The 24,114-nt window shown below is 39.6% G+C and carries 25 protein-coding genes and 1 riboswitch; of the genes, 12 read left to right on the top strand and 13 right to left on the bottom strand.

Features of this window, described 5'->3' with window-relative positions; all coding sequences use genetic code 11:
• Positions 1 to 21: 21 nt before the first annotated feature.
• The 3 genes from thrB to PLANO_RS11080 are packed head-to-tail and all read right to left on the bottom strand — an operon-like array spanning position 22 to position 3,274.
• Positions 22 to 927: a homoserine kinase gene (gene thrB / locus PLANO_RS11070; protein WP_038704506.1), complete on the bottom strand. Its 906-nt coding sequence runs from the start codon at positions 925 to 927 to the stop codon at positions 22 to 24.
• Complete coding sequence (gene thrC, locus PLANO_RS11075; RefSeq protein ID WP_038704507.1) at positions 924 to 1,985, bottom strand: threonine synthase; 1,062 nt, start codon at positions 1,983 to 1,985, stop codon at positions 924 to 926. The genes thrB and thrC overlap by 4 nt, the downstream gene beginning before the upstream one ends.
• Positions 1,982 to 3,274, bottom strand: a complete 1,293-nt coding sequence (locus PLANO_RS11080) for a homoserine dehydrogenase (RefSeq protein ID WP_038704508.1) — start codon at positions 3,272 to 3,274, stop codon at positions 1,982 to 1,984. Before PLANO_RS11080 ends, thrC begins: the two co-directional genes overlap by 4 nt.
• Positions 3,275 to 3,401: 127 nt before the next feature.
• On the opposite strand from PLANO_RS11080, the gene PLANO_RS11085 reads away from it, so the two are divergent.
• The gene (locus PLANO_RS11085) at positions 3,402 to 4,766 is read left to right on the top strand and encodes an aspartate kinase (RefSeq protein ID WP_038704509.1); all 1,365 of its coding nucleotides are present in this window, start codon (positions 3,402 to 3,404) and stop codon (positions 4,764 to 4,766) included.
• Between the two features lie 134 nt (positions 4,767 to 4,900).
• Here the strand turns inward: PLANO_RS11085 and PLANO_RS11090 are convergent, their stop codons facing one another.
• The 5 genes from PLANO_RS11090 to PLANO_RS11110 form a co-directional block, all read right to left on the bottom strand.
• Positions 4,901 to 6,058: an aminotransferase class I/II-fold pyridoxal phosphate-dependent enzyme gene (locus tag PLANO_RS11090; RefSeq protein ID WP_038704510.1), complete on the bottom strand. Its 1,158-nt coding sequence runs from the start codon at positions 6,056 to 6,058 to the stop codon at positions 4,901 to 4,903.
• A gap of 80 nt (positions 6,059 to 6,138) precedes the next feature.
• Entirely contained in the window at positions 6,139 to 7,428 is a 1,290-nt protein-coding gene (locus tag PLANO_RS11095) for a TRAP transporter large permease (protein WP_038704511.1), read from the bottom strand.
• On the bottom strand, positions 7,425 to 7,919 hold the full coding sequence (locus PLANO_RS11100; protein ID WP_038704512.1) for a TRAP transporter small permease: 495 nt from the start codon (positions 7,917 to 7,919) through the stop codon (positions 7,425 to 7,427). Before PLANO_RS11100 ends, PLANO_RS11095 begins: the two co-directional genes overlap by 4 nt.
• A 60-nt stretch (positions 7,920 to 7,979) precedes the next feature.
• Positions 7,980 to 9,005: a TRAP transporter substrate-binding protein gene (locus tag PLANO_RS11105; RefSeq protein WP_038704513.1), complete on the bottom strand. Its 1,026-nt coding sequence runs from the start codon at positions 9,003 to 9,005 to the stop codon at positions 7,980 to 7,982.
• Complete coding sequence (locus tag PLANO_RS11110; protein ID WP_038704514.1) at positions 9,002 to 9,667, bottom strand: GntR family transcriptional regulator; 666 nt, start codon at positions 9,665 to 9,667, stop codon at positions 9,002 to 9,004. Before PLANO_RS11110 ends, PLANO_RS11105 begins: the two co-directional genes overlap by 4 nt.
• 178 nt (positions 9,668 to 9,845) lie before the next feature.
• On the opposite strand from PLANO_RS11110, the gene PLANO_RS11115 reads away from it, so the two are divergent.
• Positions 9,846 to 11,210: an FAD-binding oxidoreductase gene (locus PLANO_RS11115; protein WP_038704515.1), complete on the top strand. Its 1,365-nt coding sequence runs from the start codon at positions 9,846 to 9,848 to the stop codon at positions 11,208 to 11,210.
• A 46-nt stretch (positions 11,211 to 11,256) separates the two neighbouring features.
• Here the strand turns inward: PLANO_RS11115 and PLANO_RS11120 are convergent, their stop codons facing one another.
• Positions 11,257 to 11,907 (bottom strand): LytTR family DNA-binding domain-containing protein, encoded by a 651-nt coding sequence (locus tag PLANO_RS11120; RefSeq protein ID WP_038704516.1) that lies wholly within the window; start codon positions 11,905 to 11,907, stop codon positions 11,257 to 11,259.
• Positions 11,908 to 12,095: 188 nt separating this feature from the next.
• On the opposite strand from PLANO_RS11120, the gene aceB reads away from it, so the two are divergent.
• Positions 12,096 to 13,670: a malate synthase A gene (gene aceB, locus PLANO_RS11125; RefSeq protein WP_231554787.1), complete on the top strand. Its 1,575-nt coding sequence runs from the start codon at positions 12,096 to 12,098 to the stop codon at positions 13,668 to 13,670.
• A 19-nt stretch (positions 13,671 to 13,689) separates the two neighbouring features.
• A complete protein-coding gene (locus PLANO_RS16105; RefSeq protein ID WP_197053087.1) occupies positions 13,690 to 13,818 on the top strand; it encodes a YhfH family protein in 129 nt (42 codons plus the stop codon).
• Positions 13,819 to 13,865: 47 nt separating this feature from the next.
• On the opposite strand, the gene PLANO_RS11130 is transcribed toward PLANO_RS16105, so the two are convergent.
• Positions 13,866 to 14,468 carry a hypothetical protein gene (locus tag PLANO_RS11130; RefSeq protein WP_038704518.1) on the bottom strand — a complete coding sequence of 201 codons (603 nt, stop codon included), beginning with the start codon at positions 14,466 to 14,468 and terminating at the stop codon, positions 13,866 to 13,868.
• Positions 14,469 to 14,641: 173 nt separating this feature from the next.
• Entirely contained in the window at positions 14,642 to 14,935 is a 294-nt protein-coding gene (locus PLANO_RS11135) for a hypothetical protein (protein ID WP_038704519.1), read from the bottom strand.
• Between the two features lie 147 nt (positions 14,936 to 15,082).
• Here PLANO_RS11135 and PLANO_RS11140 point away from each other — a divergent pair, with 147 nt between their 5' ends.
• The gene (locus PLANO_RS11140; protein ID WP_038704520.1) at positions 15,083 to 15,742 is read left to right on the top strand and encodes an HAD-IB family hydrolase; all 660 of its coding nucleotides are present in this window, start codon (positions 15,083 to 15,085) and stop codon (positions 15,740 to 15,742) included.
• Between the two features lie 38 nt (positions 15,743 to 15,780).
• Here PLANO_RS11140 and pcp read toward each other — a convergent pair whose 3' ends face one another.
• Positions 15,781 to 16,389, bottom strand: coding sequence for a pyroglutamyl-peptidase I (gene pcp / locus PLANO_RS11145; protein ID WP_038704521.1), 609 nt, complete (start codon positions 16,387 to 16,389; stop codon positions 15,781 to 15,783).
• 185 nt (positions 16,390 to 16,574) lie between these two features.
• On the opposite strand from pcp, the gene PLANO_RS11150 reads away from it, so the two are divergent.
• From PLANO_RS11150 to PLANO_RS16110, 5 genes are all read left to right on the top strand, one after another.
• Complete coding sequence (locus PLANO_RS11150) at positions 16,575 to 17,354, top strand: ABC transporter substrate-binding protein (protein WP_038704522.1); 780 nt, start codon at positions 16,575 to 16,577, stop codon at positions 17,352 to 17,354.
• A gap of 28 nt (positions 17,355 to 17,382) precedes the next feature.
• On the top strand, positions 17,383 to 18,042 hold the full coding sequence (locus PLANO_RS11155) for an amino acid ABC transporter permease (protein WP_038704523.1): 660 nt from the start codon (positions 17,383 to 17,385) through the stop codon (positions 18,040 to 18,042).
• Complete coding sequence (locus tag PLANO_RS11160) at positions 18,035 to 18,757, top strand: amino acid ABC transporter ATP-binding protein (RefSeq protein ID WP_038704524.1); 723 nt, start codon at positions 18,035 to 18,037, stop codon at positions 18,755 to 18,757. The genes PLANO_RS11155 and PLANO_RS11160 overlap by 8 nt, the downstream gene beginning before the upstream one ends.
• Before the next feature lie 164 nt (positions 18,758 to 18,921).
• Positions 18,922 to 19,764, top strand: a complete 843-nt coding sequence (locus PLANO_RS11165; RefSeq protein ID WP_231554717.1) for a hypothetical protein — start codon at positions 18,922 to 18,924, stop codon at positions 19,762 to 19,764.
• Between the two features lie 183 nt (positions 19,765 to 19,947).
• Positions 19,948 to 20,118, top strand: coding sequence for a hypothetical protein (locus PLANO_RS16110; protein WP_197053088.1), 171 nt, complete (start codon positions 19,948 to 19,950; stop codon positions 20,116 to 20,118).
• Positions 20,119 to 20,200: 82 nt separating this feature from the next.
• On the opposite strand, the gene PLANO_RS11170 is transcribed toward PLANO_RS16110, so the two are convergent.
• Positions 20,201 to 21,208 carry an LLM class flavin-dependent oxidoreductase gene (locus tag PLANO_RS11170; RefSeq protein ID WP_038704526.1) on the bottom strand — a complete coding sequence of 336 codons (1,008 nt, stop codon included), beginning with the start codon at positions 21,206 to 21,208 and terminating at the stop codon, positions 20,201 to 20,203.
• Between the two features lie 222 nt (positions 21,209 to 21,430).
• A riboswitch (SAM riboswitch) is annotated at positions 21,431 to 21,535 on the top strand.
• A 74-nt stretch (positions 21,536 to 21,609) separates the two neighbouring features.
• Between PLANO_RS11170 and PLANO_RS11175 the strand changes: the two genes are divergently transcribed.
• Both PLANO_RS11175 and metC read left to right on the top strand, forming a co-directional pair.
• On the top strand, positions 21,610 to 22,743 hold the full coding sequence (locus tag PLANO_RS11175; protein WP_038704527.1) for a methionine biosynthesis PLP-dependent protein: 1,134 nt from the start codon (positions 21,610 to 21,612) through the stop codon (positions 22,741 to 22,743).
• Positions 22,727 to 23,899: a cystathionine beta-lyase gene (metC, locus tag PLANO_RS11180; RefSeq protein ID WP_038704528.1), complete on the top strand. Its 1,173-nt coding sequence runs from the start codon at positions 22,727 to 22,729 to the stop codon at positions 23,897 to 23,899. Before PLANO_RS11175 ends, metC begins: the two co-directional genes overlap by 17 nt.
• Positions 23,900 to 24,114 lie beyond the last annotated feature (215 nt).

Genomic DNA, 24,114 nt, shown 5'->3' on the forward strand with positions numbered 1-24,114 from the left:
AATCCAGAGCAACTTCTTTTTTTATAGCACTGTTTCACATATCTTAATTCCTTTAGAGGATGGTTTTGTAATTAGGCTTTCATAAAGCGGGAATTTTTCCGCTAAGTGTGCAGCTATTATTTTTTCTTGTCCTTTTTCTACAGCGATAAATAATGATGGTCCCGCTCCGCTAATAGCCATGCCATAAACTTCAAGCTCTGAGCAGGTTTTTTGAATCTGTTCGAAATCTTGAAACTTACTTTTACGATAAGGTTCATGATAAACATCCTTTTGCATCATACGTCCAGCAGTTTCCCAATCTCCCTTTACTAAAGCGGCGGCTAAAACATTTCCTGATGCACCACCTCGTGTTGCCGTTTTATGCAACAAGCTTTCAGGCAGTAAATTTCGTGAGTCTGAAGTTAAAAACTCAGTAGGCGGAACCAAAATGACTACACCAATTTCAACTTCTGGTACGTGGATAACTTCTAAATTTTCCTCATCAAAATACGAAATCGTCAATCCACCAAGAAGTGATGCTGAAACGTTATCTGGATGTCCTTCCATTTCAGTCCCGATTTTCAGTTTTTCTTTCATCGAAAGCTGCAAACCAATTAATCGGTCCGCAATTTCTATACCTGCAGCAATGGCTGATGCACTGCTACCGAGTCCTCTACTTAATGGAATTTCTGTATCGATGATCAATTTTGCAGTTGGTAATGTCCGCTTGTATTGGTCCGCAACTGCTTGGGCTGTTGCAACGATTAAATTGTCAGTGCCCGTTGCAAGCTGCTTGTATCCTGAATCTTTGTATTCAACATGCCACGTAGACGAGGGAGAGACATGAACAAACATATGAAGGTCTAAAGCCAGACCAATCGAATCAAATCCAGGACCAAGATTTGCAGTAGAAGCTGGAACCGTCACTGAAAATTCTTTCCAACTCATACGTTCACTCCTTTTTTTAAATCCTCCCAAAATTGTTCCATGTCTTCAGGAACGAGTAGCGCTTTGTGCTGATTAACTGAGATCGCAGTTTCTGGATCTTTTAGTCCATTACCCGTTAATACTGCAACTACTTTCGATCCTTTTTCCAGAAGACCATTTTCAACTTGCTTTTTAATGCCCGCAATCGACGCACATGAAGCCGGCTCTGCAAAAACCCCTTCAGTTGAAGCTAACATTTGATAAGCTTCAAGAATTTCTTCATCAGTAGCCGCTAAAATTGTGCCGTTTGATTCATCTAAAGCATTGAGAGCTAACTGCCAACTTGCTGGATTGCCGATACGGATAGCTGTAGCGACAGTTTCTGGGTTTTCCACGACTTTATTGTGGACGATTGGTGCTGCACCAGCTGCCTGAATGCCGAGAAGTACTGGTCTTTTTTCACCAGTACGCTCTGCGTATTCTGTGAAACCTTTCCAAGATGCTGAGATATTGCCAGCATTGCCCACTGGTAAGGCAAAGACGTCTGGCACTTGCCCTAATTGATTGATGACTTCAAAGGCGATTGTTTTTTGCCCTTCTAAACGGTATGGATTTACGGAGTTAACTAATGCGATTCCCGCTTCTTGACCGACTTCTCTTACCATTTGAAGAGCTTCATCAAAATTCCCTTTAATCTCAAGAATTTCTGCTCCGTACATCTTAGCTTGTGCTAATTTCCCGAGTGCAATACGACCTTCTGGAATCACCACAATAGTGCGCATACCTGCTCTGGCACCGTAAGCTGCAGCTGATGCGGAAGTATTTCCTGTTGATGCACAGATCAATACTGTTTTACCTTCTTCTTTTGCTTTAGCAACCGCCATTACCATACCGCGGTCTTTAAATGAACCTGTTGGATTTGCACCTTCTAATTTCACGTAAAGCTCAATGCCCCATTCTTTTGATAGCTTCTCCAAATGTACGAGCGGCGTATTACCCTCTTGTAAAGTTAGTGAAGGGGTATTATCTGTAACCGGTAACCACTCTTTATGTTCTTCAATTAGTCCTTGCCATCTCATGCTGTTTCCTCCCCTTCTACGCGGTAATGGCTAATGACGCTTGCCGTTCCTTCTACATCTTTTAACACATCTAAATGTTGCTGACGTGAAATTTGATGTGTTAATAACACTAGTTCTGCTTTGCCTTGTTCACCTGCTGGCGATTGAATTACTGATTGAATACTTGCCCCATGTTTACTGTATATTGATGTCATTTTTGATAGCACACCAACTTCATCATTTACGAGCAAGCGGTGACAATATTTCGCAAAGCATTTTGCTTCTGGTTTGATGACACGTTCGTGCTGTGCAGCATGGGCACGTTTACCGTTAACACCTAATTGTAAATTACGGCAAGCTGCAATAATGTCAGACACGACAGACGTTGCGGTCGGTAAAGACCCCGCTCCTGGCCCATATAACATCGTTTCTCCTACAGCATCTCCGTATATGTATACTGCGTTAAATTCATTGTTTACTGACGCCAGTGGATGTGAGTTGGCTAGGAAGATTGGTTCTACGGAAACTTCGATGCCATCTTCGTCTTTTGTCGAAGATCCAACCATTTTCATCGTATAGCCAAATTTATTTGCTAGCTCTAAATCTCCGTCGCGAATTTCCTTCATGCCTCTAACAAGAACATCATCTAAATGAACTTCCGTTGAAAATGCCAGCGAAGATAAAATAACCATTTTGCGTGCAGCATCGAGACCATCTACGTCTGCTGACGGATCAGCTTCTGCATAACCCAATGCAGTAGCTTCAGCCAAAGCATCTTCATATGTCATATTTTCTTTTTTCATTTTTGTCAAAATAAAGTTTGTTGTGCCGTTAACGATTCCCATTAAACTAGAAATACGATCCGAAGCTAATCCATCTTCTAATGTACGGATGATCGGTACACCACCTGCTACACTTGCTTCATAAAACAGGTCGCATTTTTCAGCATCTGCTAGCTTTAATAGATCGTGACCAAATTCTGCCATGATGTCTTTATTGGCTGTGACCACTTGCTTGCCTGCTTTGAGTGCTTTTTCAATAGCTGTTTTCGCGCCATTTACACCACCCATAACTTCAACGATGATATCGAGAGAAGAATCATTTAAGATTTCTTCTATATCTGTAGTAAAAACACTCGGATCTAAGCTAGAAAGCCGATCTTTTGTTGTATCTCTGACCAGTACTTTCTTGATTGAAACTTGGGCACCTAATTTATGACGCAGATCCTGCTGATGCTGCTGAATGATTGTAGCAACTCCGCTGCCCACCGTTCCAAGACCTAATAATCCGATTGATATTTCGTTTTTCATTGACGATTCCTCCTAGGGTGTGTACACTGTGAAAAAACAACTGTTTTTGTCATAGAGACATTATAGTATTATATTTAAGTTAAAACAACCCTTTTACAGACTATTAAAAAAGATGGGACTTGATTGGATGAAAGTAAGCAAATTTGGCGGAACTTCAGTAGCTTGTGCTCAACAAATAAAAAAAGTGGCCGCGATTGTTAAAGCTGAGCCATCTCGTAAAATTGTCGTTGTCTCTGCACCTGGCAAACGATTTGCTGGAGACGTCAAGGTAACAGATTTGCTGATCAATTTATCAGCTGCTGCACTTCGTGATGAACCAACAGATATTCCTCTTGCTAAAGTTGTGGAAAGATACGCACAAATCACAAGCGAATTAGGGTTAGATAACGAAATTACAACGATCATCGAAACAGACCTCTTAAATCGTCTTCAAGCAGATAAAAGCTCTCCGCCTCTTTTTGCGGATTTGATCAAAGCTAGCGGTGAAGATAACTCTGCGAAACTGATTGCTGCTTACTTAACGTCAATCGGAATGCCTGCGGATTATGTTAATCCGTTCGATGCAGGTTTATTTGTTAATGACTTGCCAGAGCGTGCACAAGCTCTTCCAGAAGCTTACGAGCGACTAGCTGATTTGAAAAATAAAAATACCATAACGGTGTTCCCTGGCTTTTTCGGATATACAAAAGGCGGAACATTACGGACATTCGAACGTGGCGGCTCCGATATTACTGGATCGATTCTTGCAGCTGCAGTAAAAGCCGAGCTTTATGAAAACTTTACCGACGTTGACTGTGTCTTTGCGGCGAACCCGCAAGTAGTTGAGAATCCTGTGGAAATTCAGGAAATGACTTACCGAGAAATGCGAGAACTTTCATATGCAGGATTTGCTGTCTTGCATGACGAAGCACTTATGCCTGTTTTTAAAGCTGCTGTTCCTTTATGCATCCGTAATACAAATAACCCTTCTGCACCGGGTACAATGATTGTCGCAGAGCGTGACCATTCACTCCGCCCAGTAACAGGGATATCAGCTGATAGTGGTTTCTCGACTTTATATGTTAGTAAATACTTAATGAACCGTGAAATTGGTTTTGGTCGCAAACTGCTTCAAATTTTAGAAGATGAAAATATTTCATACGAGCACATCCCATCTGGAATTGATAATTTATCCGTTATTTTACGTAGTCACCAATTAACAAAGGACAAAGAACAACGCATTATTGACCGTGTAAAATCTGAACTATGCGCTGATGACGTCCATATCCGAAGCGATTTTTCGATGATTGTTTTAGTTGGAGAAGGCATGAACAACCAAAAGGGGTTAACAGCACGCGCAGCCAACGCATTTGCACGAACAGGCGTTAATATCGAGATGATTAACCAGGGATCTTCTGAAGTAAGTTTAGTGTTCGGCATACTAAAAGAAGACGAACAAAAAATTCTAAATGAATTGTATAAAGAGTTTTTTGAGCCTGCTTTGGTTCATTGAATCTTTGAAAATTATAAAACAAAGCCCTTAGCCGAATTTGGCAAGGGCTTTGTTTTATTTATATCCTGTTTTCGACCAGAAGAATTGTTACAGCTAAACCAATTTTTCAATTCTGCTTTACGTTGATTCCCCTATTACTCCAAAGTCTGGATAAACTGTTCTAATCGGTTCATTCCCTCTTCAAGAACAGCCATGCTGTAAGCATAAGAAATGCGCACAAATCCTTCGCCGTATTTTGTGAATGCAGAGCCTGGCACGGCAGCTACTCCACCTTCTTTTAGTAGCCGCATCGCAAAATCATAAGAAGGCATGCCAAATTTTTCAACCGAAGGAAAAATGTAAAACGCACCTTTTGGCAAAATTACATCGATTCCCATATCCGTTAATCGTTTATAAACAAAATCTCTTCGTTTGATGTATTCGATGTTCATTACAGCGGGAACATGGCGCTGATTTTTCATCGCTTCAAGCGCCGCATATTGACTCGGCACAGCCGCACAAATTGCGTTGTATTGATGTACCTTTAACACATGTTGCATATACATTTCCGGTCCTAATACAAAACCAATTCGCCAACCCGTCATCGAATGAGATTTTGATAAACCATGAACGAGGAATGTTCGGTCCCGTAATGTGTCAAAGCGCGCAAAAGTCGAATGCTTTTCTCCATACGAATTTTCGCTATAAATTTCATCGGTAACAATAAATACTTTATGCCTTTCGAGAACAGCTGCAACTTTTTCAAGTTGTGCTGATTCCATTGTGACCCCAGTTGGATTCGAAGGGAAATTCATCAATACCGCTTTCGTACGTTCTGTGATTAAACTCTCAAGACGCTGTGGATCTGGTTGAAATCCAGTATCCGAAGTATCCAAATAAACTACCTTGCCTCCGCACAATTGAATAATTGGTTCATATCCGGGATACGCAGGTGCAGGCAAAATAACTTCATCTCCCTCTTCCAAAATCGATCGAAAAAGAGAATCTAATCCTTCACTAGCACCATTTGTCACAATGATTTCTGTTTGTGGATTAAATGGTAATGCATATGTGTCTTGGAAAAAAAGAGCGATTTCTGCTCGCAATTCAAGTAACCCTGCGTTATGCGTATAGCTTGTTTGATTGTTCTCGATTGCTGTAATGGCCGCTTTTTTTACCGCTTCAGGAGTCGGAAAATCAGGCTGTCCGATTGTTAAGTTAATCGCGTCGGGATAATCAATCAATTGATTTGAAAACTGACGAATACCTGAAATTTGAATAGACTCGATACGGCTATTAATCGATATGCTCATAGGTGACAACCTCTCTATTAACTAAATCGAACTAAAGAAAAGAAGCTCTTCTTTAGTTCGATTTATCGTATAAATTTTCGTTATTCGTAAAGTCCCGGCAACCATAAAGATAAAGCCGGAATAAACGTGATAATTAACAAACAAACAATCATTGAAAGCAAGAACGGTATGACTGCGAAGGCAATTTTTTCAAACCGAACGCCTCCTACACTCGATGCAACAAATAAGTTTACACCAAGCGGTGGTGTAACAAATCCAATTGCCAAATTGGCTACAAGAATAACACCAAAATGCACAGGGTCTACGCCGACCGTTACAACAATCGGTAGCAAAATCGGCGTTAACACAACTAAGGCCGAAATTGTATCGATGAACATCCCAACTACAAGGAGCAATAAGTTAATTGCAAGTAAAATAACAAGCGGATTGCTTGATAATGCAGTCAAATAATCAGAGATTTCTCCGGGAATTTGTTCAATTGTCATAAAGTAAGCAAAAGATACCGACAGTCCAATTATGATCATCGTAGTAGAGTTAATGACAATGGCTTGTCTAAAGCTTTCGTAAAGACCTTGCCAAGTTAATTCTTTGTAAACGAATTTGCCAATAATTATAGCATACACGACTGCAACAACGGCTGCTTCTGTAGGAGAAAAAATCCCGCCATATATTCCCCCGAGAATTATAACCGGGATCAGTAACGCCCATTTGGCATCCCAAAAAGTTACTAATACATCTTTGAATTTAAAAGTTGAGTCTTTTCCTGGCTCGGGTTTGTACCCGCGTTTTTTTGAAATGATGTAAGCCGTTAACAATAAGCCAGATCCAATGATTATGCCTGGAATGATTCCCGCTAAAAACATGCTTCCGACTGATACTCCACCTATTACTCCGTAAAGTACAAATGGAATACTCGGTGGAATAATAACACCTATCGATCCTGCAGCTGCAGCAACAGCTGAAGCAAAACCACCATCATATTTTCTGGCAACCATGGCAGGAATCATAAAGCCCCCGATAGCTGCTACAGTTGCAGGACCTGATCCCGAAATAGCCGCAAAAAACATACAAGCGACAATAGTTACCATTCCTAAACCACCTGTCATCCATCCAACTAATGATGCTGCAAATGCGAGCAACCGCTTAGACACACCACCTTTGCCCATTAATATTCCAGCAAGCATAAAGAACGGTATTGCTAGTAACGGAAATGAATCGAGAGAAGTAAAAGCTTTTTGAGTAATGATGCTGAGCGGCAAAGTTGTACCAAAATAAATCGCTGTTAAAGCTGAAACACCTAAAGCAATGGCAATCGGTACACCGATTAATAAACAAACGAATAAAGTTCCAAATAAGAGGGCTATTGTCATGCCGGAAGGTCCCCTCCCTTATGCATTTCATAATCGCCTTGCCAAACTTTAACCAATTGTTGGATTAGTCGAATACACATGCCAGCACCACCTATTGGAATCGCTAAAAATGGAATCCACATTGGTAGCTGCATCGCGGGTGTAACTTGGCCATTCGTGATACTGCTCAATACTAAGTCTGTTCCAAAATAAGCTAAAAACAACGCCATTCCAAACCAAATTACGAGCGTGATTGTTTCTAAAATTTTTCTTGGCAATCCTTTAAAACGTGTAATAAAAGCTTCTACGCGAATATGCTCTCGCAATTTCACCGCATAACTTGCTCCTATCCATACTTGAAAGATATGTATATAACGCGCCATTTCTTCTGTCCAACTTGGTGCATTCGAAAATACATATCGGCCAATAACTTGGCCAAAAATTAAAGCGACCATCAGTACTAATGTAAAAACTAGAAAAGCCTCTTCTGCTTTCTCAAATTTCTTAATCATGCATGCACTTCCTTTCATAAAACGAAAAATCAAGGAATTTCTCCCTTGATTTTTCAACTATTATTCATTTGCTGCTAATGCTTGGTCGATCAATTCTTTCCCAATTTGATCTTCGTATTTTGTGTAAACCGATTTTGCCGCTTCACGGAATTCGTCGCGTTGCTCATCTGTTAAATCGTTTACTTGCATACCTTCATCTTTAATTTTGTCAAGGAACTCTCCATCTTGTTGCTGAGCCAATTCACGTTGTTCTGTACGGAATTCCTCTGCTGCTGCTGTCATAATTTCTTGTAAATCTTCTGGTAGATCGTTGTAAACATCATCATTAATAAGTAAAGCCGTTGCTGCGTAAACATGACCTGTTAACGTTAAGTAATCTTGTACTTCGTAAAATTTATTTGTGTAGTAAAGAGAAACCGGGCAATCCATTGCATCGTAAGTTCCTTGCTGTAAAGCCGTATAAAGTTCACCAAAAGCAAATGGAGATGCATTTGCACCAAATGCATTAAATGTATCTGTGTGTAATGGGCTTTCTAAGGTCCTCATTTTCAAACCTGCCATATCTTCTGGAGATTCGATAGGTCCCTCGTTATTCGAAACGTGGCGGAATCCATTTTCACCAAAAACCAATCCTTTTAAATCATTGTTTTTAAGATCCGCCATTAATTCCTGGCCAAGCTCTCCATCCAACGCTTTGTATGCTGCTTCGTTGTTATTAAACAAGAATGGCAAGTCAAATACTTGGAACTTTTCATTAAACGAAGCCATTGCTGCAACAGCGGGAATCGTCATTTCGATGTTACCCAGCTGTACGGCTTCAATCGCTTCTCGGTCAGAGCCGTATAATTGGCCATTCGGGTATAATTCAACGATCAAGCGTCCATCTGATTCTGACTCTAGTCTTTCTTTAAACGCTACTGCTGCAACATGAGAAGATTGTTCCTCTGGTACTAAATGGGCAAGTCGCAACGTGTATGTATCTTCCCCGGCTTCCCCATCTTCTGTTGTTGTCGTTCCACTGTCCGGTCTACCGCATGCAGATAAGATGAATATACCAATAAGTAATAATCCGAGTAATTTTTTCATAGTTCCTCCTGTGTACTGTATTTTAATAGCCGACTTTCAATATTGTCTAAGTGAATGTTTAGCTGCTGTTTGGCTTTTTCTACATCCCCTTGCTTTATTGCTTCGAGAATTGATAAATGTTCTTCATATGCTTTTTTTGAACTATCGGCTGCAGTATCAGATAGCAATAAAAAAGCTCTGCTACCTCCGCTATTAACATTATTTATCATTTCTTTTAAACGGTTATTGCGGTGGTTTTGATACAATAACGAATGAAATTCTTGGTCTAAATCCATAAATTCCACTACTTTTTTTTCTTCTACCGCCTGCAATTGTCGTTTAATATTATTTGTTAACCTATCGATAGCCGGTCGTTGTTTATCATCTGTGAGATTTTCGAGTCCTTTAATTTCGAGTAGTCGGCGAAGTTCCATAATCTCAACGATATCTTGAGATGTAAAAGCCGCTACTATTGCGGGTTTAGGTTTTCTTAACTCGATCAAGGCATCAATCGCCAATCGTTTTAACGCTTCTCGTAAAGGAGTCCTGCTGATGCCAAGTTCATGCGCTAATTTTTCCTCTGGCAACTCTTGTCCAGGCTTTAGCTCTCCCGTAATAATCATTTTTTTGATATATTCGTAGGCTCGATCTGCCAACGTAGCTTGTTTCGTAATCTTTTCCATAATTCCTCCCTTCTTAATAATTAATCTACAGGTTGTATACTGTATACAGAAAGTATAGAATAGACAGAACTATTTGTATAGAGAAAATCGAAATTTTCTAATAACTTCCCCCTTTTTTATTAGTACCAATAAAACGGATAGCTACTACACTTTTTTTACGTGAAGGAGATGCAATTTTATGGAGAGCACATGGATTGACCAATTACAAAACACATTAAAAATAGATCAATATTCAACAAGTGTTAGCGAGTTGTATCGACATAGCCACGATGAATCGGATCATCCCGCTGTAGAACCTAAAATTGTGTGCTTTCCAGAATCCAAAGAAGATGTGCTAGCAATTATGAAAATTGCTCGTGAAGCATCGATTCCTGTTACACCGTTTGGCAGCGGCTCTGGTTTAGAAGGACAAGCGATTCCAATGAAAGGCGGTATTTCACTAAACTTCGAGCGCATGAATCAGGTCGTGAAATTCTCACCCGAAGATTTACTGGTAACCGTACAACCAGGCATCACTCGCCTTCAATTAAATAGCATTGTTAATCGACATGGCTTGCAGTTCCCAGTAGACCCAGGTGCAGATGCTACAATTGGCGGCATGACCGCTACTAATGCTAGTGGAACGACCGCAGTTCGTTACGGTGTGATGCGAGACCAGATTATTGATTTGGAAATCGTTTTAGCAGACGGTACCCTCCTACATACAGGAACAAAAGCAAAAAAATCATCTTCAGGCTATCATTTGACTGGATTGTTTACTGGATCAGAAGGAACGCTTGGCATCATTACAGAAATCACGTTAAAACTTCACGGTATTCCAGAGCATACGATTGCTGCTAGCTGTACGTTTGAAACACCTCATCAATGTGCTGATGCAGCTCATATGATTCTACTTAGCGGCATCCCTGTACAACGCATGGAATTTGTTGACGCATATAGCATTGCCAAAGTGAACGATTACGGTAATTATGGACTTCCTGAAAAACACTCATTATTTTTTGAGTTTGCTGGCATGAAAATTGCAGCAGAAGAAGAAGCCACATTAGCACACGAATTGTTAGTGGATATGAATTGTGAAAACTGGCGGATTGCGGCAGATTCTGAAGAGCGCGCATCCATTTGGAAAGCACGTCACGAAATGGCTTACGCTTACCGGCATCAAGCAGGAATGACCATCACAGGAGGAGATGTATGTGTTCCAATTTCTAAATTGCCAGAACTAATCGATTATGCTCGTGAACTGATTGCTGAAAGTGGATTAGAAGGCGGTGTTTTAGGTCATATTGGTGACGGCAATTTTCATACTTCAATTGCATACGATGCCAAAGACCCTAAACAGCAACTTGCCGCTGAAAAAATAAACGAAAAATTAGCTTATCGTGCCATTAGACTCGAAGGCACTTGCACAGGTGAGCACGGTGTGGGACTTGGCAAAATGAAGTATCAAGATGCAGAACACGGATCTGCAGTTGCTATTATGAAAAATATGAAACAAATGTTGGATCCAAATAATTTACTAAATCCAGGAAAAATATTCATATAAAAGCCAGCTGGGACTATTCTCTCCTAGCTGGCTTTTATGCGAGTAATTAGAATCCGAGACGTTCCCTGACGCTAGCCGCATAGTTTTGACTAACCGGTAAAATTGAGCCATCTTTAAGCATCAATTGATAATTCGATGCAATGTCTCGAGAAATTTCTTCTATATAGTCGATGTTGACGATATAAGATCGATGAATCGGTAAAAAATTATCAGGTAATTGATGCTTTAAATTTTTCAATGTATGTATTGCACAATACGTTTCATCTTCTGAATAAAACCATGTTTTCTTTTGACTGCTTTCGATATGAGAAACTTTATTGACAGCAACAGGACGCCAAGTATCTTCATACTTACCCGTTAGAAATCGGATCGTTTTATTTTTACGAACTAAATAATCTGGCGGCAAAATAACAACGAGTACACCTTTTTTCTCACCTAACTTGACTGGGTAGCCAATGCCATAATAAGGCGTTCCGAAAATAGACTCTTCAACAAACATTTCCATTCGTTGTCCTTCTTTTTTCGCACGTGCCGCGATACTGCCAGGAAGTACTGATTGACCTTCTCGAATCTGCAAATCATGAACTCCGGCTTTATAGTAGATATAACGATCTTCTACCGCAATTGCAATCGACGCTTCTTTCGGAATCCAGTCCCCAATTATAAAACCCATTTGTTCCAACATCGTGTTCTCCATCCCCGACTCCCCTTTCTAATGTGCTTATCGCCAAATAGTCGCTTTTATCGCTAATTATTCCTTTTTGTCCTGTTTAGAAGACAGTTAGAATTTTCTGTTATATATTAATATACATCAAAACATACTGTATTAATACAGATGATTAATTTTTTTCAGAAAGGGATGATTTTTTGTTAACAAAAACGACGATGACGATAAAGGGTCAAGAAATTCCAGGAATGGAAACGATTTTAACGCCTGAAGCATTAGCGTTTATCGAGAAGCTACATATTAATTTTGATAAACAACGCGTCAAACTTTTAGAAAAACGTCAAGTACGTCAACAAGAAATTGATGCCGGAAAAAAATTAGATTTTTTGCCAGAAACGAAACATATTCGCAATAACAACTGGACGATCGCTCCGCTTCCAGAAGATATGAAAGATCGCCGCGTTGAAATTACAGGTCCGACAAACCGTAAAATGCTCATTAATGCCTTAAACTCTGGAGCTAAAATGTTTATGGCAGATTTAGAAGACGCTACTTCACCTAACTGGTTTAATGTCATTGACGGCCAAATCAACTTACGCGATGCGGTTCGACGTCAAATTGATTTTGAAGCTCCTGAAACTGGTAAAAAATATGCGTTAAATGAGCAAACGGCTGTATTAATGGTTCGCCCTCGTGGATGGCATTTGCTTGAAAAAAACATTCTTATCGATGGAAAGGCAATTTCGGGTAGTTTAGTCGATTTCGGATTGTATTTTTTCCACAATGCGAAAGAATTGATTGAACGCGGGACAGGTCCTTATTTCTATCTTCCAAAAATGGAAAGTCATTTAGAAGCACGCCTTTGGAATGATGTATTCGTTTTCGCACAAAATGAATTAGGAATTCCTCAAGGATCGATACGCGCAACCGTATTAATTGAAACTATTATGGCTGCTTTTGAAATGGATGAAATTTTATACGAATTACGCGAACATTCAGCTGGTCTAAACTGCGGTCGTTGGGATTATATTTTTAGTGTCATCAAGCGAATGAGAAATTTACCAGAATATCTTTTTCCAAATCGTTCACAAGTGACTATGACTGTTCCATTTATGCGTGCTTACACACAATTGTGTATTAAAACTTGTCATAGAAGGAATGCACCAGCACTCGGCGGAATGGCTGCACAAATTCCTGTTAAAGGAGATGATGAAGCCAATGCAGCTGCTTTCCAAAAAGTAGCTGAAGACAAGCGACGTGAAGCCATGGACGGTCACGATGGAACATGGGTGGCGCATCCCGGAATGGTTGCGATTGCGATGGAGCAGTTTGACGAACATATGCTTACGCCAAACCAAATCGATAAGAAGCGTGAGGACGTTCAAGTTACGGCTGAACAGTTAGTTGAAGTACCAACCGGTACCATTACAGAGGACGGATTACGTTCGAATATTTCAGTTGGCATTCAATACATCGCTTCTTGGTTGTCTGGTAATGGCGCAGCTCCGATTAATAACTTGATGGAAGATGCTGCGACAGCTGAAATTTCCCGCTCTCAAGTATGGCAATGGGTTCGACATCCTAAAGGAGTTTTAGAAGATGGACGAAATATCGACATTCCTTTATTCCACGAGGTGATCGAAGAAGAAACAGCTAACATCAAACAAACAGTTGGAGACACACGATATTCATCCGGTAATTTTGAGGAAGCGCGTGAGTTGTTTACAAATCTTACGTTACAAAGTGAATTTGCTGAATTTTTGACACTGCCAGGTTATGAAAAACTAAACTAAACTATTGGAGGAGATCAAAATGAAAAACACTCAAACTTTCAAAAAACGGACGAAAAAAGAATGCCGGGAATGTGGCTGCGAAATCAAAGAACGCCGTGAATCCATTATTTACGAATGCGAACGTTGCATTGCCAATGTAGAAGAATAATGAAAAAAGAGGAAAACCAATAAATATGGTTTTCCTCTTCTTCGTTACTATCTTATTTTCTCTAATAGTCTTTCTTGGTCATCAACTTGATATTTGCCAATTTCCCCTGCTGTCGGAACGATGGCCTCGCCTTTAAAATCAAAGGTTTCGGTTTCGTCTATGTCGTTTTCATACATAACTTGGAAAGTGAATGTATACAAGGTTTTCTCTACTTCATTTTGGTTGATTTCAATATTGGCTGTTTTTAGTTTGTATTCTTGATCTGAAAAACTATACAAAAATGCATCTGTCTTGCTAAAAGTTTCATACGCGTTGTCAGTAAAATAAGGAGCGTAAGTATCACTCATATAATCCATTAATGCTTTATATTCTGGTGAATTCAACCAAGCATTATATTGTTCCTCATCCATATCACCCGTTTGACTGTCCATTGCGGTATTCCATAATTCGCGGTACTCTTCATCTGGACCGTTAAATTGTTTTTCAATCACAGCTTGAATCGCTGATTTGTCTTTTTCAACAGAATCTGTAATTTTTTCAGTTTCTACTTCTTTGGCTTCACCATTTTCTGAACAACCCGCAATTAGTAAAAAAGAAATGAGCATTAGCACAATCCCCATAAGTTTTTTACTCCTTATGAACTTCCCCATACATATTCCCCCTTTAGTCTGTAGAAAGTAATTAACAATTATACGAATCAAATCTCAAAAAGTTCCAATTATTCCATAAAAATTACTTTTGCTTTGTAGAATGAAAGATATTCCTTTAAAAACAAAAATATCCCTTAACATCACAGTCATGACGTTAAGGGAAAGCTTTATCTTTACTCTTGATTGGATGATTTAAACCGGTACCTTGTATCCTCTTCAAGTTTATTGAAAACTTCAATGTAACGAGTACCACCTTGCTCGCGCGCGTTTGGCGTATCCTCGCCTTCAAGAATTTCTTCTAGCGGTCGTGCTTCGGGTTCAATGATTACTGAATCATAGTCGTCCATTAACCCTTGAAGTTCATTATAGTTTTCGATGTCTTTGTCTTTTCTCACTTCTTCAAATAGTCGATCTGATTCGTCTTGTGTTAGTTCTACGTATCCGACTGTGATCTGCTTTTTCTCCATTTTGTAACCTCCTGTAACTTAGCCGTTATTTCTTATTCCATACCCTGAAAATCAAAATACATAAACCTACAACTGTCGCTTACTGGAAGATAGCTCTAGTTTCCGCTATGATAAAAGCTATAGAAAAAAGAACTGGAGTTGATTTTTTTGCGCGTAGCGATATTCGATTTTGACGGAACATTGTATTCAAAAGAAACTTTCCAGTTAATGATGAACCATTTAAAAAACCATCCTGAACACAGCTCACGCTACCGGCAATTTTACCGGGCTATTATGCCGCCTTATATCGGGCATCGGCTCAAAATTTATCCTGAATGGAAAATGCGTGAACGTTCCGTCCAAGCTTACTTGTCTTCATTAGAAACTTTTACAAAGACTGAACTCGAACAATTTTTCAGTGAAATTGCAGATCAAATGCACGGGGATATGAATCCAACGGTCGTAGAGCGATTAAAAGAACACGTAGCTAATAACGATTACGTTATGCTCGTCTCCGGTGCCTTTACGCCACTGCTTCATGCCGTTACAAAGCAATTACCAATTAAGACCATTATCGGGACAGAAGTACTCTACATTAATAATATTTTAGATCATAAAACTCCTTTGTCACATGTTCAAGGTCAGCTGAAAACAAAAAAAATCAAAGAAGCATTACAAGGCTGGGATATTGACTGGGCTAACAGTTATGCATACGGAGACAGCCCTTCAGACTTACCTGTTCTTGAACTTGTTGGCCACCCTGTAGCTGTACAACCAAAGCCAAAACTACGAACAGTTGCCGAGCGGCGCAATTGGGAAATTATTTAACCATCAAAAAAACGGATCGCAAATTGCGATCCGTTTTTTTATGCTTCTTCTAACACTTCAATACATAGTTGAATACCTTTAACAAGATCCTCATATGACCAGCTTGGAATCCGGCCGTGCTGGATCGCTAATTCATGTGACGCCGGAATATGGATAAAGCCCGTCTTCAAAGTGGGTTTTTTATGCTTGGCATAATGCAATCCTTCATACATAACGTTATTACATAAATAGGCACCCGCTGTATTTGATATTTCTGCTGGCAAGCCATTAGCTAGTAGATGATCCACCATTTTACGTACCGGCAAGGTCGACATATAAGCTGCTTCTCCTTCTTTGCGGATTGGCTCATCAACAGGTTTATTGCCTTCGTTATCAACATCTCCATCTTTGACATTTAAGGCGATTCGTTCTGGAGTAATTTTATATCGTCCCGCTGCGAGTCCAAGTGAAATAACAGCATCTGGATTTTCTTCTTCGATAAATTGGAGTAAAAACTCTCCAGACACATTAAAGTCTACAGGCATAATTTTGCCGACCACTTGGTAATTACCGATTGTTTTTCCATCTAATGCTTCAACTATTTTCATCGTTGGATTCACTGTATAATCTAAAAATGGTTCAAAGCCCGTTAACAGTAATTTTTTCACTAGTATCGCCTCCTACTCACTATTATACGCAATCCCTCTTTCCTTTCCTAACACTCTATTGTGTATTCATGTAAATATCAGAAAATATAAACTTTTAGTTTATCGGAAAAAAACTTCCCAAACTCATTTCTATGTGTTAAAATTCATTAAAATGAATAAACATACAAAAATCAGGGGGAATATACATGATTAAGAAATTATCATTTATCACGTTATTTGCATCATCTGCGTTAGTACTGGGAGCTTGCGGAAGTTCTAGCGAAAAAGAATCAGGCTCTTCAGAGAAAAAAGAAACATTAGAAATGGGAACATCTGCAGAATTTGCTCCATTCGAATCACGTAACCCTGAAGGCGATATTGTAGGCTTCGATATTGACCTTGCCAACCACATTGCAGACGAACTAGGATACGAATTAGAAATTACAGATATGAAATTCGATGGCTTGATCGGTGCTTTGCAAAATGATCGTGTCGATATGGTTATTGCCGGTATGTCTGCAACTGATTCCCGTAAAGAAAACGTTGATTTCTCTACAGAATATAATCATTCGGGCGAAATGTTTGTGACAGCTAATGGATCTGAGCTATCAAGTCTTGAATCATTAGAAGGCAAAACAGTTGGTGTTCAGCTTGGAACAATACAAGAAGAAGGTGCGAAGAGCATCATCGCTGATGAGGGCATCAATTTTGAATTAAAAGCTTTAGACGATTCAGGCGCATTAATCCAAGAAATTTTGTCAGGCCGTATCGATGCTGCCTATATGGACAAGCAAGTTGCACTTGGTTATATCGAAGCGCAAGACCTTGGTGCATTTGATGACCCGACAACCGCTTCACCTGGTATGGCTGTGGCATTTCCTAAAGGCAGCGAGCTTGTAGAAGATGTCAATGCTATTCTCGCTGAAATGGAAGAAAGCGGCGCATTGGATGAATTAAAAGAAAAATGGTTGTCTGAAGAAGAGTAAATTTACTAGCAGAAAAGAGATGTAATCTATGAATCTTGATTTTTCACAAATAGTTCCTTATATCCCTTTCATGTTGGAAGGGATATGGGTTACGTTAAAATTCGTGTTTTTCGCGATTATACTTGGATCGATTCTCGGAACTTTATTGGCGTTATTTAAAATTGGTAGCATCAAACCGTTACGGTGGTTTGCTGATGCTTATACATCTATATTTCGTGGAACGCCGTTGATTTTACAATTAATGATTATTTACTACTCGATCCCTCAGTTGACAGGGTTTGATATTTCACCATTCTTGTCAGCAATATTGGCATTTGGTCTTAATTCGTCTGCTTATATCTCGGAAATTATCCGGGCCGGAATTCAAGCAGTTGATAAAGGGCAAGTAGAAGCAGCACAAGCTCTAGGTGTTCCTTATAGCGCTATGATGAAAGACATCATTTTGCCTCAGGCTTTGAAAAACATTCTCCCTGCACTTATGAATGAATTTATCACTTTGACGAAAGAATCTGCGATTGTTTCAACCATTGGCTATCTTGATCTGATGAGACGTGCACAAGTAGTCGGTGCTGATTTGTTCCGAAACTTTGAGCCTTTATTATTTGTCGGTGTCATATATTGGTGTCTTGTAATGGGCTTAACGATGATTGGACGAGTGTTTGAACGGAGGTTGAAACAAAGTGATTGATGTACAAAATTTATACAAAAAGTTTGGCACGAACGAAGTACTTAGTGATATTTCAGCTACTGTTAAAAAAGGTGAAGTCGTTTCGATTATCGGTCCCTCTGGTTCCGGTAAATCTACTTTCTTGCGTTGCTTAAATTTGTTGGAAGTTCCGACTTCTGGTTCTATTGAAATTAACGGCAAAAGCTTAACTGCTTCTAAAAAAACAATTCACAAAATCCGTCAAGAAATTGGGATGGTGTTTCAGCACTTTCATTTATTCCCTCATTTAACGGTGCTGGAGAATCTAACATACGCCCCGATTAAAGCAAAAGGGATGAAAAAAGCAGAAGCAGAAATGAAAGCTCGACTTTTACTTGAACGCGTCGGCTTATCGGAAAAAGAAAAAGCATATCCAAATAGCTTGTCTGGTGGTCAGAAACAGCGTGTAGCAATTGCTCGTGCGTTGGCAATGGAACCGGAACTCATGCTGTTTGATGAACCGACATCCGCTCTTGATCCTGAAATGGTGAAAGAAGTGCTCGACGTAATGAAAGATTTAGCGCAATCGGGTATGACAATGGTTGTAGTAACACATGAGATGGGCTTTGCTCGTGAAGTTGCGGACCGCGTTTTATTTTTAGATCACGGTGTACTAGTCGAAGAAGGGCAACCGATTGAATTTTTCAGTAACCCCAAAACCACACGTGCAAAAGATTTTCTGGATAAAGTGCTGTAACAGGTGTCCTCTGGGGCACCTGCTTTTTTTGTTCATTCGATGCTCAAATGTTGAACGAATCTTCTACCTTACACATGTTATAATCAGTTCTGGTAATCTTGCAGAAAACAGAGGTGGAAAACGTGTTTAGAAAAATAGTGATTTTAATAGGAGTAGTATTTTTCATGTCGCTGTTCATTTTTACAGCCGTCATGTTTTTAAAAAACGAAGTGGAACTTTACTCAAAAGACAATGTAATTTTAACACTTGATAAACCAACGTTCATTACGCTAAATGAACCTGATGTAAGTAAGAACGGGTCCGACACTAGACAACTTTATGAAATGACATTTCTCGGCTTGAATGTTGGAACTTATACACTTGTTGACCGTTCACTTTCTAACGGGACTTCGATTATTTTTGAAGAAATCGATAATACTAGTTGGATTCCTTACACATTTTCAATGAATATTAACGGTCTTGCAGATTCAGATTTTAAATCGTGGAACCCCGAACCAATAGTCCGACTCGATGAAGCAGTTTATGGTTCTGACCCGACTACTAATCCTTATGGCACCTTCACCACTCCAAACGGCGAAATGCTCATTGGGAATGTGTATGTATCACGAAATCTTCAACTTGGTAATGGCAATTGGGTTCAGGAATTGCGTCATGAAATTACCGATCTTACGCTTGAAGAAGGTGTCTTATCGAAAAACCTTTGGCTCCCTCCTAAACACATAAGCCAAACTTGGTTAATGGCTTCATCAGCGCCTTTATTTGATAATGAAGAAATAGAAGATGATTGGATTGACTTTTCACTAAAAAATCGTCTATCTCAGTCCAACTGGCTTACACCTGAAGGTCCTTTAGTTAAACTCGAATTGACTGATGATCCTCGCACTCAGCTCGCTTACTCATACATTGATAAGCGAACAGCTGACTTAACTTCTTTAGAATGGTATGAAACATCACCTAGCTTATTTTTTGAATCCATGGTGTTAAATGCAGAAACAAACCAACAATAAAACCGATGCTTTAAAAGTCTATGAACAATGACTTTTAAAGCATCTCTTTTATTGATATTAATCAACGTTAGTAAAGCCATTCCTTCGCTATTAAACAAAATATTCTGTATAATAGAGATGAAGGGTAATTCTTGTTTTAGTTGTCCCATGATTGGTGATTATTAAATGAGGAGGTTGGTCATAATGGAACACAAAGTACTTGATCCACGTGAAGTTGAACTTCGTCTAGATGAAGATTTTAATGCGATTCTGAATATGATTGGCGAAGGAGCACCTGTATTTTCATTTGATGAAAAAGAAAAAATATTTAGAGCACAACAACGTGATGAAAAGATAGCTAAAGAACTTCACTAATAAAGCTAAGTCGCTTTTCCAAAATAGGGAAAAGCGATTTTTTATGCAAAAAAAACTCCTGCTCTGAGAACAGGAGTTTCATTTATTTCATCATTTCCGCCAAATAATTGTATGATTGGAGCCGCTCTTCATGATAGAAGATCGGTGAATGGACAATCACTTCATGGGCACGTGTTTTTAAGATAAAGTTTTTCAACTTTTGCTTAACAAGGTCAGGTGTTCCGACAATCATCGATTCAGAATTTAATTTATCTCGGAAAATGGCAATTTCACGGTCTGACCAAACATCTTCTAATTTATCAATTGGTGGTTGGAATGTTGTTGGTTCCCCTCTCATTAATGAGAACATTTGTTGTTGCGAAGAAGTCGCTAACCATTCCGCGCGTTCTTGTGTTTCGGCAACAATTACATTCACACCTAGCATTGCATATGGTTCGGCCAACGCTTTTGACGGTTTAAAGTTTTGATGATAAAGCTGTAAGGCTTGCATCATATAATCTGGTGCAAAATGACTTGCAAATGAAAACGGCAACCCTTTTAATGCAGCAAGCTGTGCACTAAACCCGCTCGATCCAAGAAGCCACAGTGGCACGTTCATATTTGTTCCCGGGAAAGCGCGCACGCGGCCCACTGGATTTTCTGAAAAGTAATTTTCTAATTCTGCTACTTGTTGCGGAAAATCTTCGCCATTGCTTTGCAAACTACGGCGCAATGCATGAGCGGTCGCTTGGTCACTTCCTGGCGCACGCCCTAAGCCTAAGTCGATGCGTCCTGGATAAATGGTTTCCAGCGTACCAAACTGTTCAGCAATCACCAATGGTGCGTGATTTGGAAGCATAACGCCACCTGAACCTACACGAATCGAGTTGGTTGCTCCTGCAATGTGACCGATCAGTACAGAAGTAGCCGAACTACCAATTCCCGGCATGTTGTGATGTTCAGCTAACCAAAAACGATTAAAACCTAGTGACTCCACGTGTTGAGCCAAATCCACACTATTTTTGAATGCTTGTGCCGTTTCAGCACCTTCATTGATTGGTGCTAAATCGAGGACAGACAATGGAATATTTTCGAATTTCTTAATTTGCATAATAACCTTCACTCCTATTCCTCTCCATTGTAGCGATGTTTAATGAATACATCCTTTTTTTTGCTCAGACTTTGAAAAATGGTAGCTGCATTATCGCTTCTAATCTGCTTGCCTCTTTTTTCTTTTTATTCAAACTAATTAAAATTCTTTCTTGCTTTCCTCTATCAAATGATTTATGATAAGGAACATCGAAACAGTAACACCACCAATTTAATAAGATATTTCTTATCTAGAGAGACGGAGGGATTTGGCCCTATGAAGTCTCAGCAACCAGTCTGACGAAGACTACGGTGCTAAATCCAATAGGCTTTGCCTAGCAGATGAGAAGAATGTGTTTCCTGATAGGGGCTTTCTTCTTTTATGAAGAAAGCCCCTATTTTATTGCGGAGAGGATGAGCAAAATGACAAAGCAGAGTTTAGAAACTTTATTGGTTCAATTGGGTAATCGCAGTGATGACACAACTGGAGCAGTAAACCCACCTATATACTTATCCACCGCTTATGCGCATCAAGGACTGGGTCAATCAACTGGTTTTGATTACACTCGGACTAAAAATCCGACACGTTCTGTTTTAGAAGAAGGGTTTGCTAAACTTGAAGGGGCTGATGCTGCCTATGCTTGTAGTTCTGGAATGGCGGCTATTCAATTGGTTTTATCTTTGTTCCGTCCAGGTGATGAATTATTAGTACCGGAAGATATTTACGGTGGTACATATCGTTTATTGGATCATTTTTCAGCGACTTATAATATCCATCCAATCTACGCTGAATTTAAAAACGTACAAGATACAGAGAATAAAATAACGGCAAATACACGAGCTCTTTTTATCGAAACGCCTACAAATCCGCTTATGCAGGAAATCGACCTTATCGCTTTTGCTGCGTTAGCTAAAAAGCATAAACTTCTATTAATAGTAGATAATACGTTTTTAACCCCTTTTTTCCAACAACCAATTCAACTTGGAGCAGACATTGTAATTCACAGCGCTACAAAATATATCGGGGGTCATAATGACGTATTGGCTGGACTTGTTGTCGCTAAAGGAGACAAAATTTGCGACAAACTCGCTACATTTCATAACTCTGTTGGTGCTGTTCTCTCCCCTTTCGACTCTTGGCTATTGGTTCGAGGATTAAAGACATTACCCTTACGCATGAGACAGCACGAAGCGAATGCCAAAGCAATTGCAGAATTCTTATCTCGTCAGCCGCAAGTTTCAGACGTATTATATCCAGGTAAGGGCGGTATGCTATCTTTCCGGTTGCAGGAAGAATTTTGGATTGGACCATTCTTAGAAAGGATCAAGCTCATCACGTTTGCTGAAAGTCTTGGCGGCGTCGAAAGCTTTATCACTTACCCTGCCACTCAAACTCATGCAGATATTCCTTTTGAAGAACGTACAAAACGTGGCGTATGCAATCGTTTATTGCGCTTCTCTGTTGGCGTTGAACTAGTAGATGATTTAATCGCTGACCTAACACAAGCATTTTCAAAATTGAAAGAGGAGGTTGTTGAATATGACCGATCGTATTGAAACCAAGTTTATTCACTCTACCGGAGTTGATCCAATCACTGGGGCCGTTAACGTACCGATCTATTTGTCTTCTACATTTCATCAGAAAAGCTTAGACTCATTTGGACCTTTTGATTATAGCCGCTCAGGTAACCCTACACGTCTCGCACTTGAAGAAACGATCGCAGAACTCGAAGGCGGCACGCGTGGTTTTGCCTTTTCCTCAGGGATGGCTGCTATCTCTTCTGCGTTTATGCTCCTATCTTCCGGTGATCATGTCCTAGTTTCCGAAGACGTATATGGTGGAACTTATCGTTTTATCACTGAAGTTTTAGATAAATTCAAGATTGAGTATACATTTGTTAATATGACCGATTTAAATGCTATGGCCAATGCTATAAAACCTAATACAAAAGTTATTTATTTAGAAACACCTTCAAACCCTGTAATGAACATTACAGATATCGAAATTGCTGCAAAATTAGCAAAAGCCAATGGTTGCTTAACATTTGTCGACAATACATTTATGACACCCCTTTATCAAAACCCTTTAGAACTCGGTGCCGATATTGTTTTGCATAGCGCAACTAAATTTTTATCTGGTCATAGTGACATTATTGCCGGACTGGCCGTTACAAATGACGAAGATCTCGGCAATCGGTTAGGTTTTATCCAAAACACCTTTGGTTCTGTTTTAGGTGTTCAAGATTCTTATTTGCTAATTCAAGGCATTAAAACTTTAGGGGCGCGCTTAACTCAATCGACCGAATCAGCTCGACTAATTGCTGAATTTTTACACAGCCATCCATTAATCGAAGAAGTTTATTATCCTGGATTTTCATTCCATCCGGGTAATCCGATTCACGAACGTCAGGCGAAAAGCGCAGGAGCCGTCTTCTCCTTCCGCTTAGCTGATAAAAAATCGGCTCGTATTTTTGTTGAACACTTAAGAATCCCAATATTTGCGGTCAGTTTAGGTGCAGTTGAATCAATATTATCGTACCCGTCAACCATGTCCCACGGTTCTATGCCTCGAGAAGAACGTGAAAAACGCGGAATCACTGACGGCTTATTACGCTATTCAGTCGGCCTTGAACATTCCGACGACTTGATACAAGATTTAACTCAAGCGCTTGTGCAAGTCGCACGCCGTAAAGGTTTAAGTATCGCTAATTAAATAACTCCCTTACTAAATTGAAGACATCTTCTACCAACTCGGTAAAAGATGTTTTTTGTTTTTGAATCATTCAAATTTCATATTTTACTTTTTTAGACACAACTCTAAAAAAAATCACATCCTTAGCTGATAATGATTGACATTCTCAATTAGCTCTTTATAATTGAGGTTGAGAATGATTTTCATTTACCTTCTCAACTACATATTAAAGGGAG

The sequence above is a fragment of the Planococcus sp. PAMC 21323 genome (genome assembly GCF_000785555.1).
Taxonomy (GTDB): domain Bacteria; phylum Bacillota; class Bacilli; order Bacillales_A; family Planococcaceae; genus Planococcus.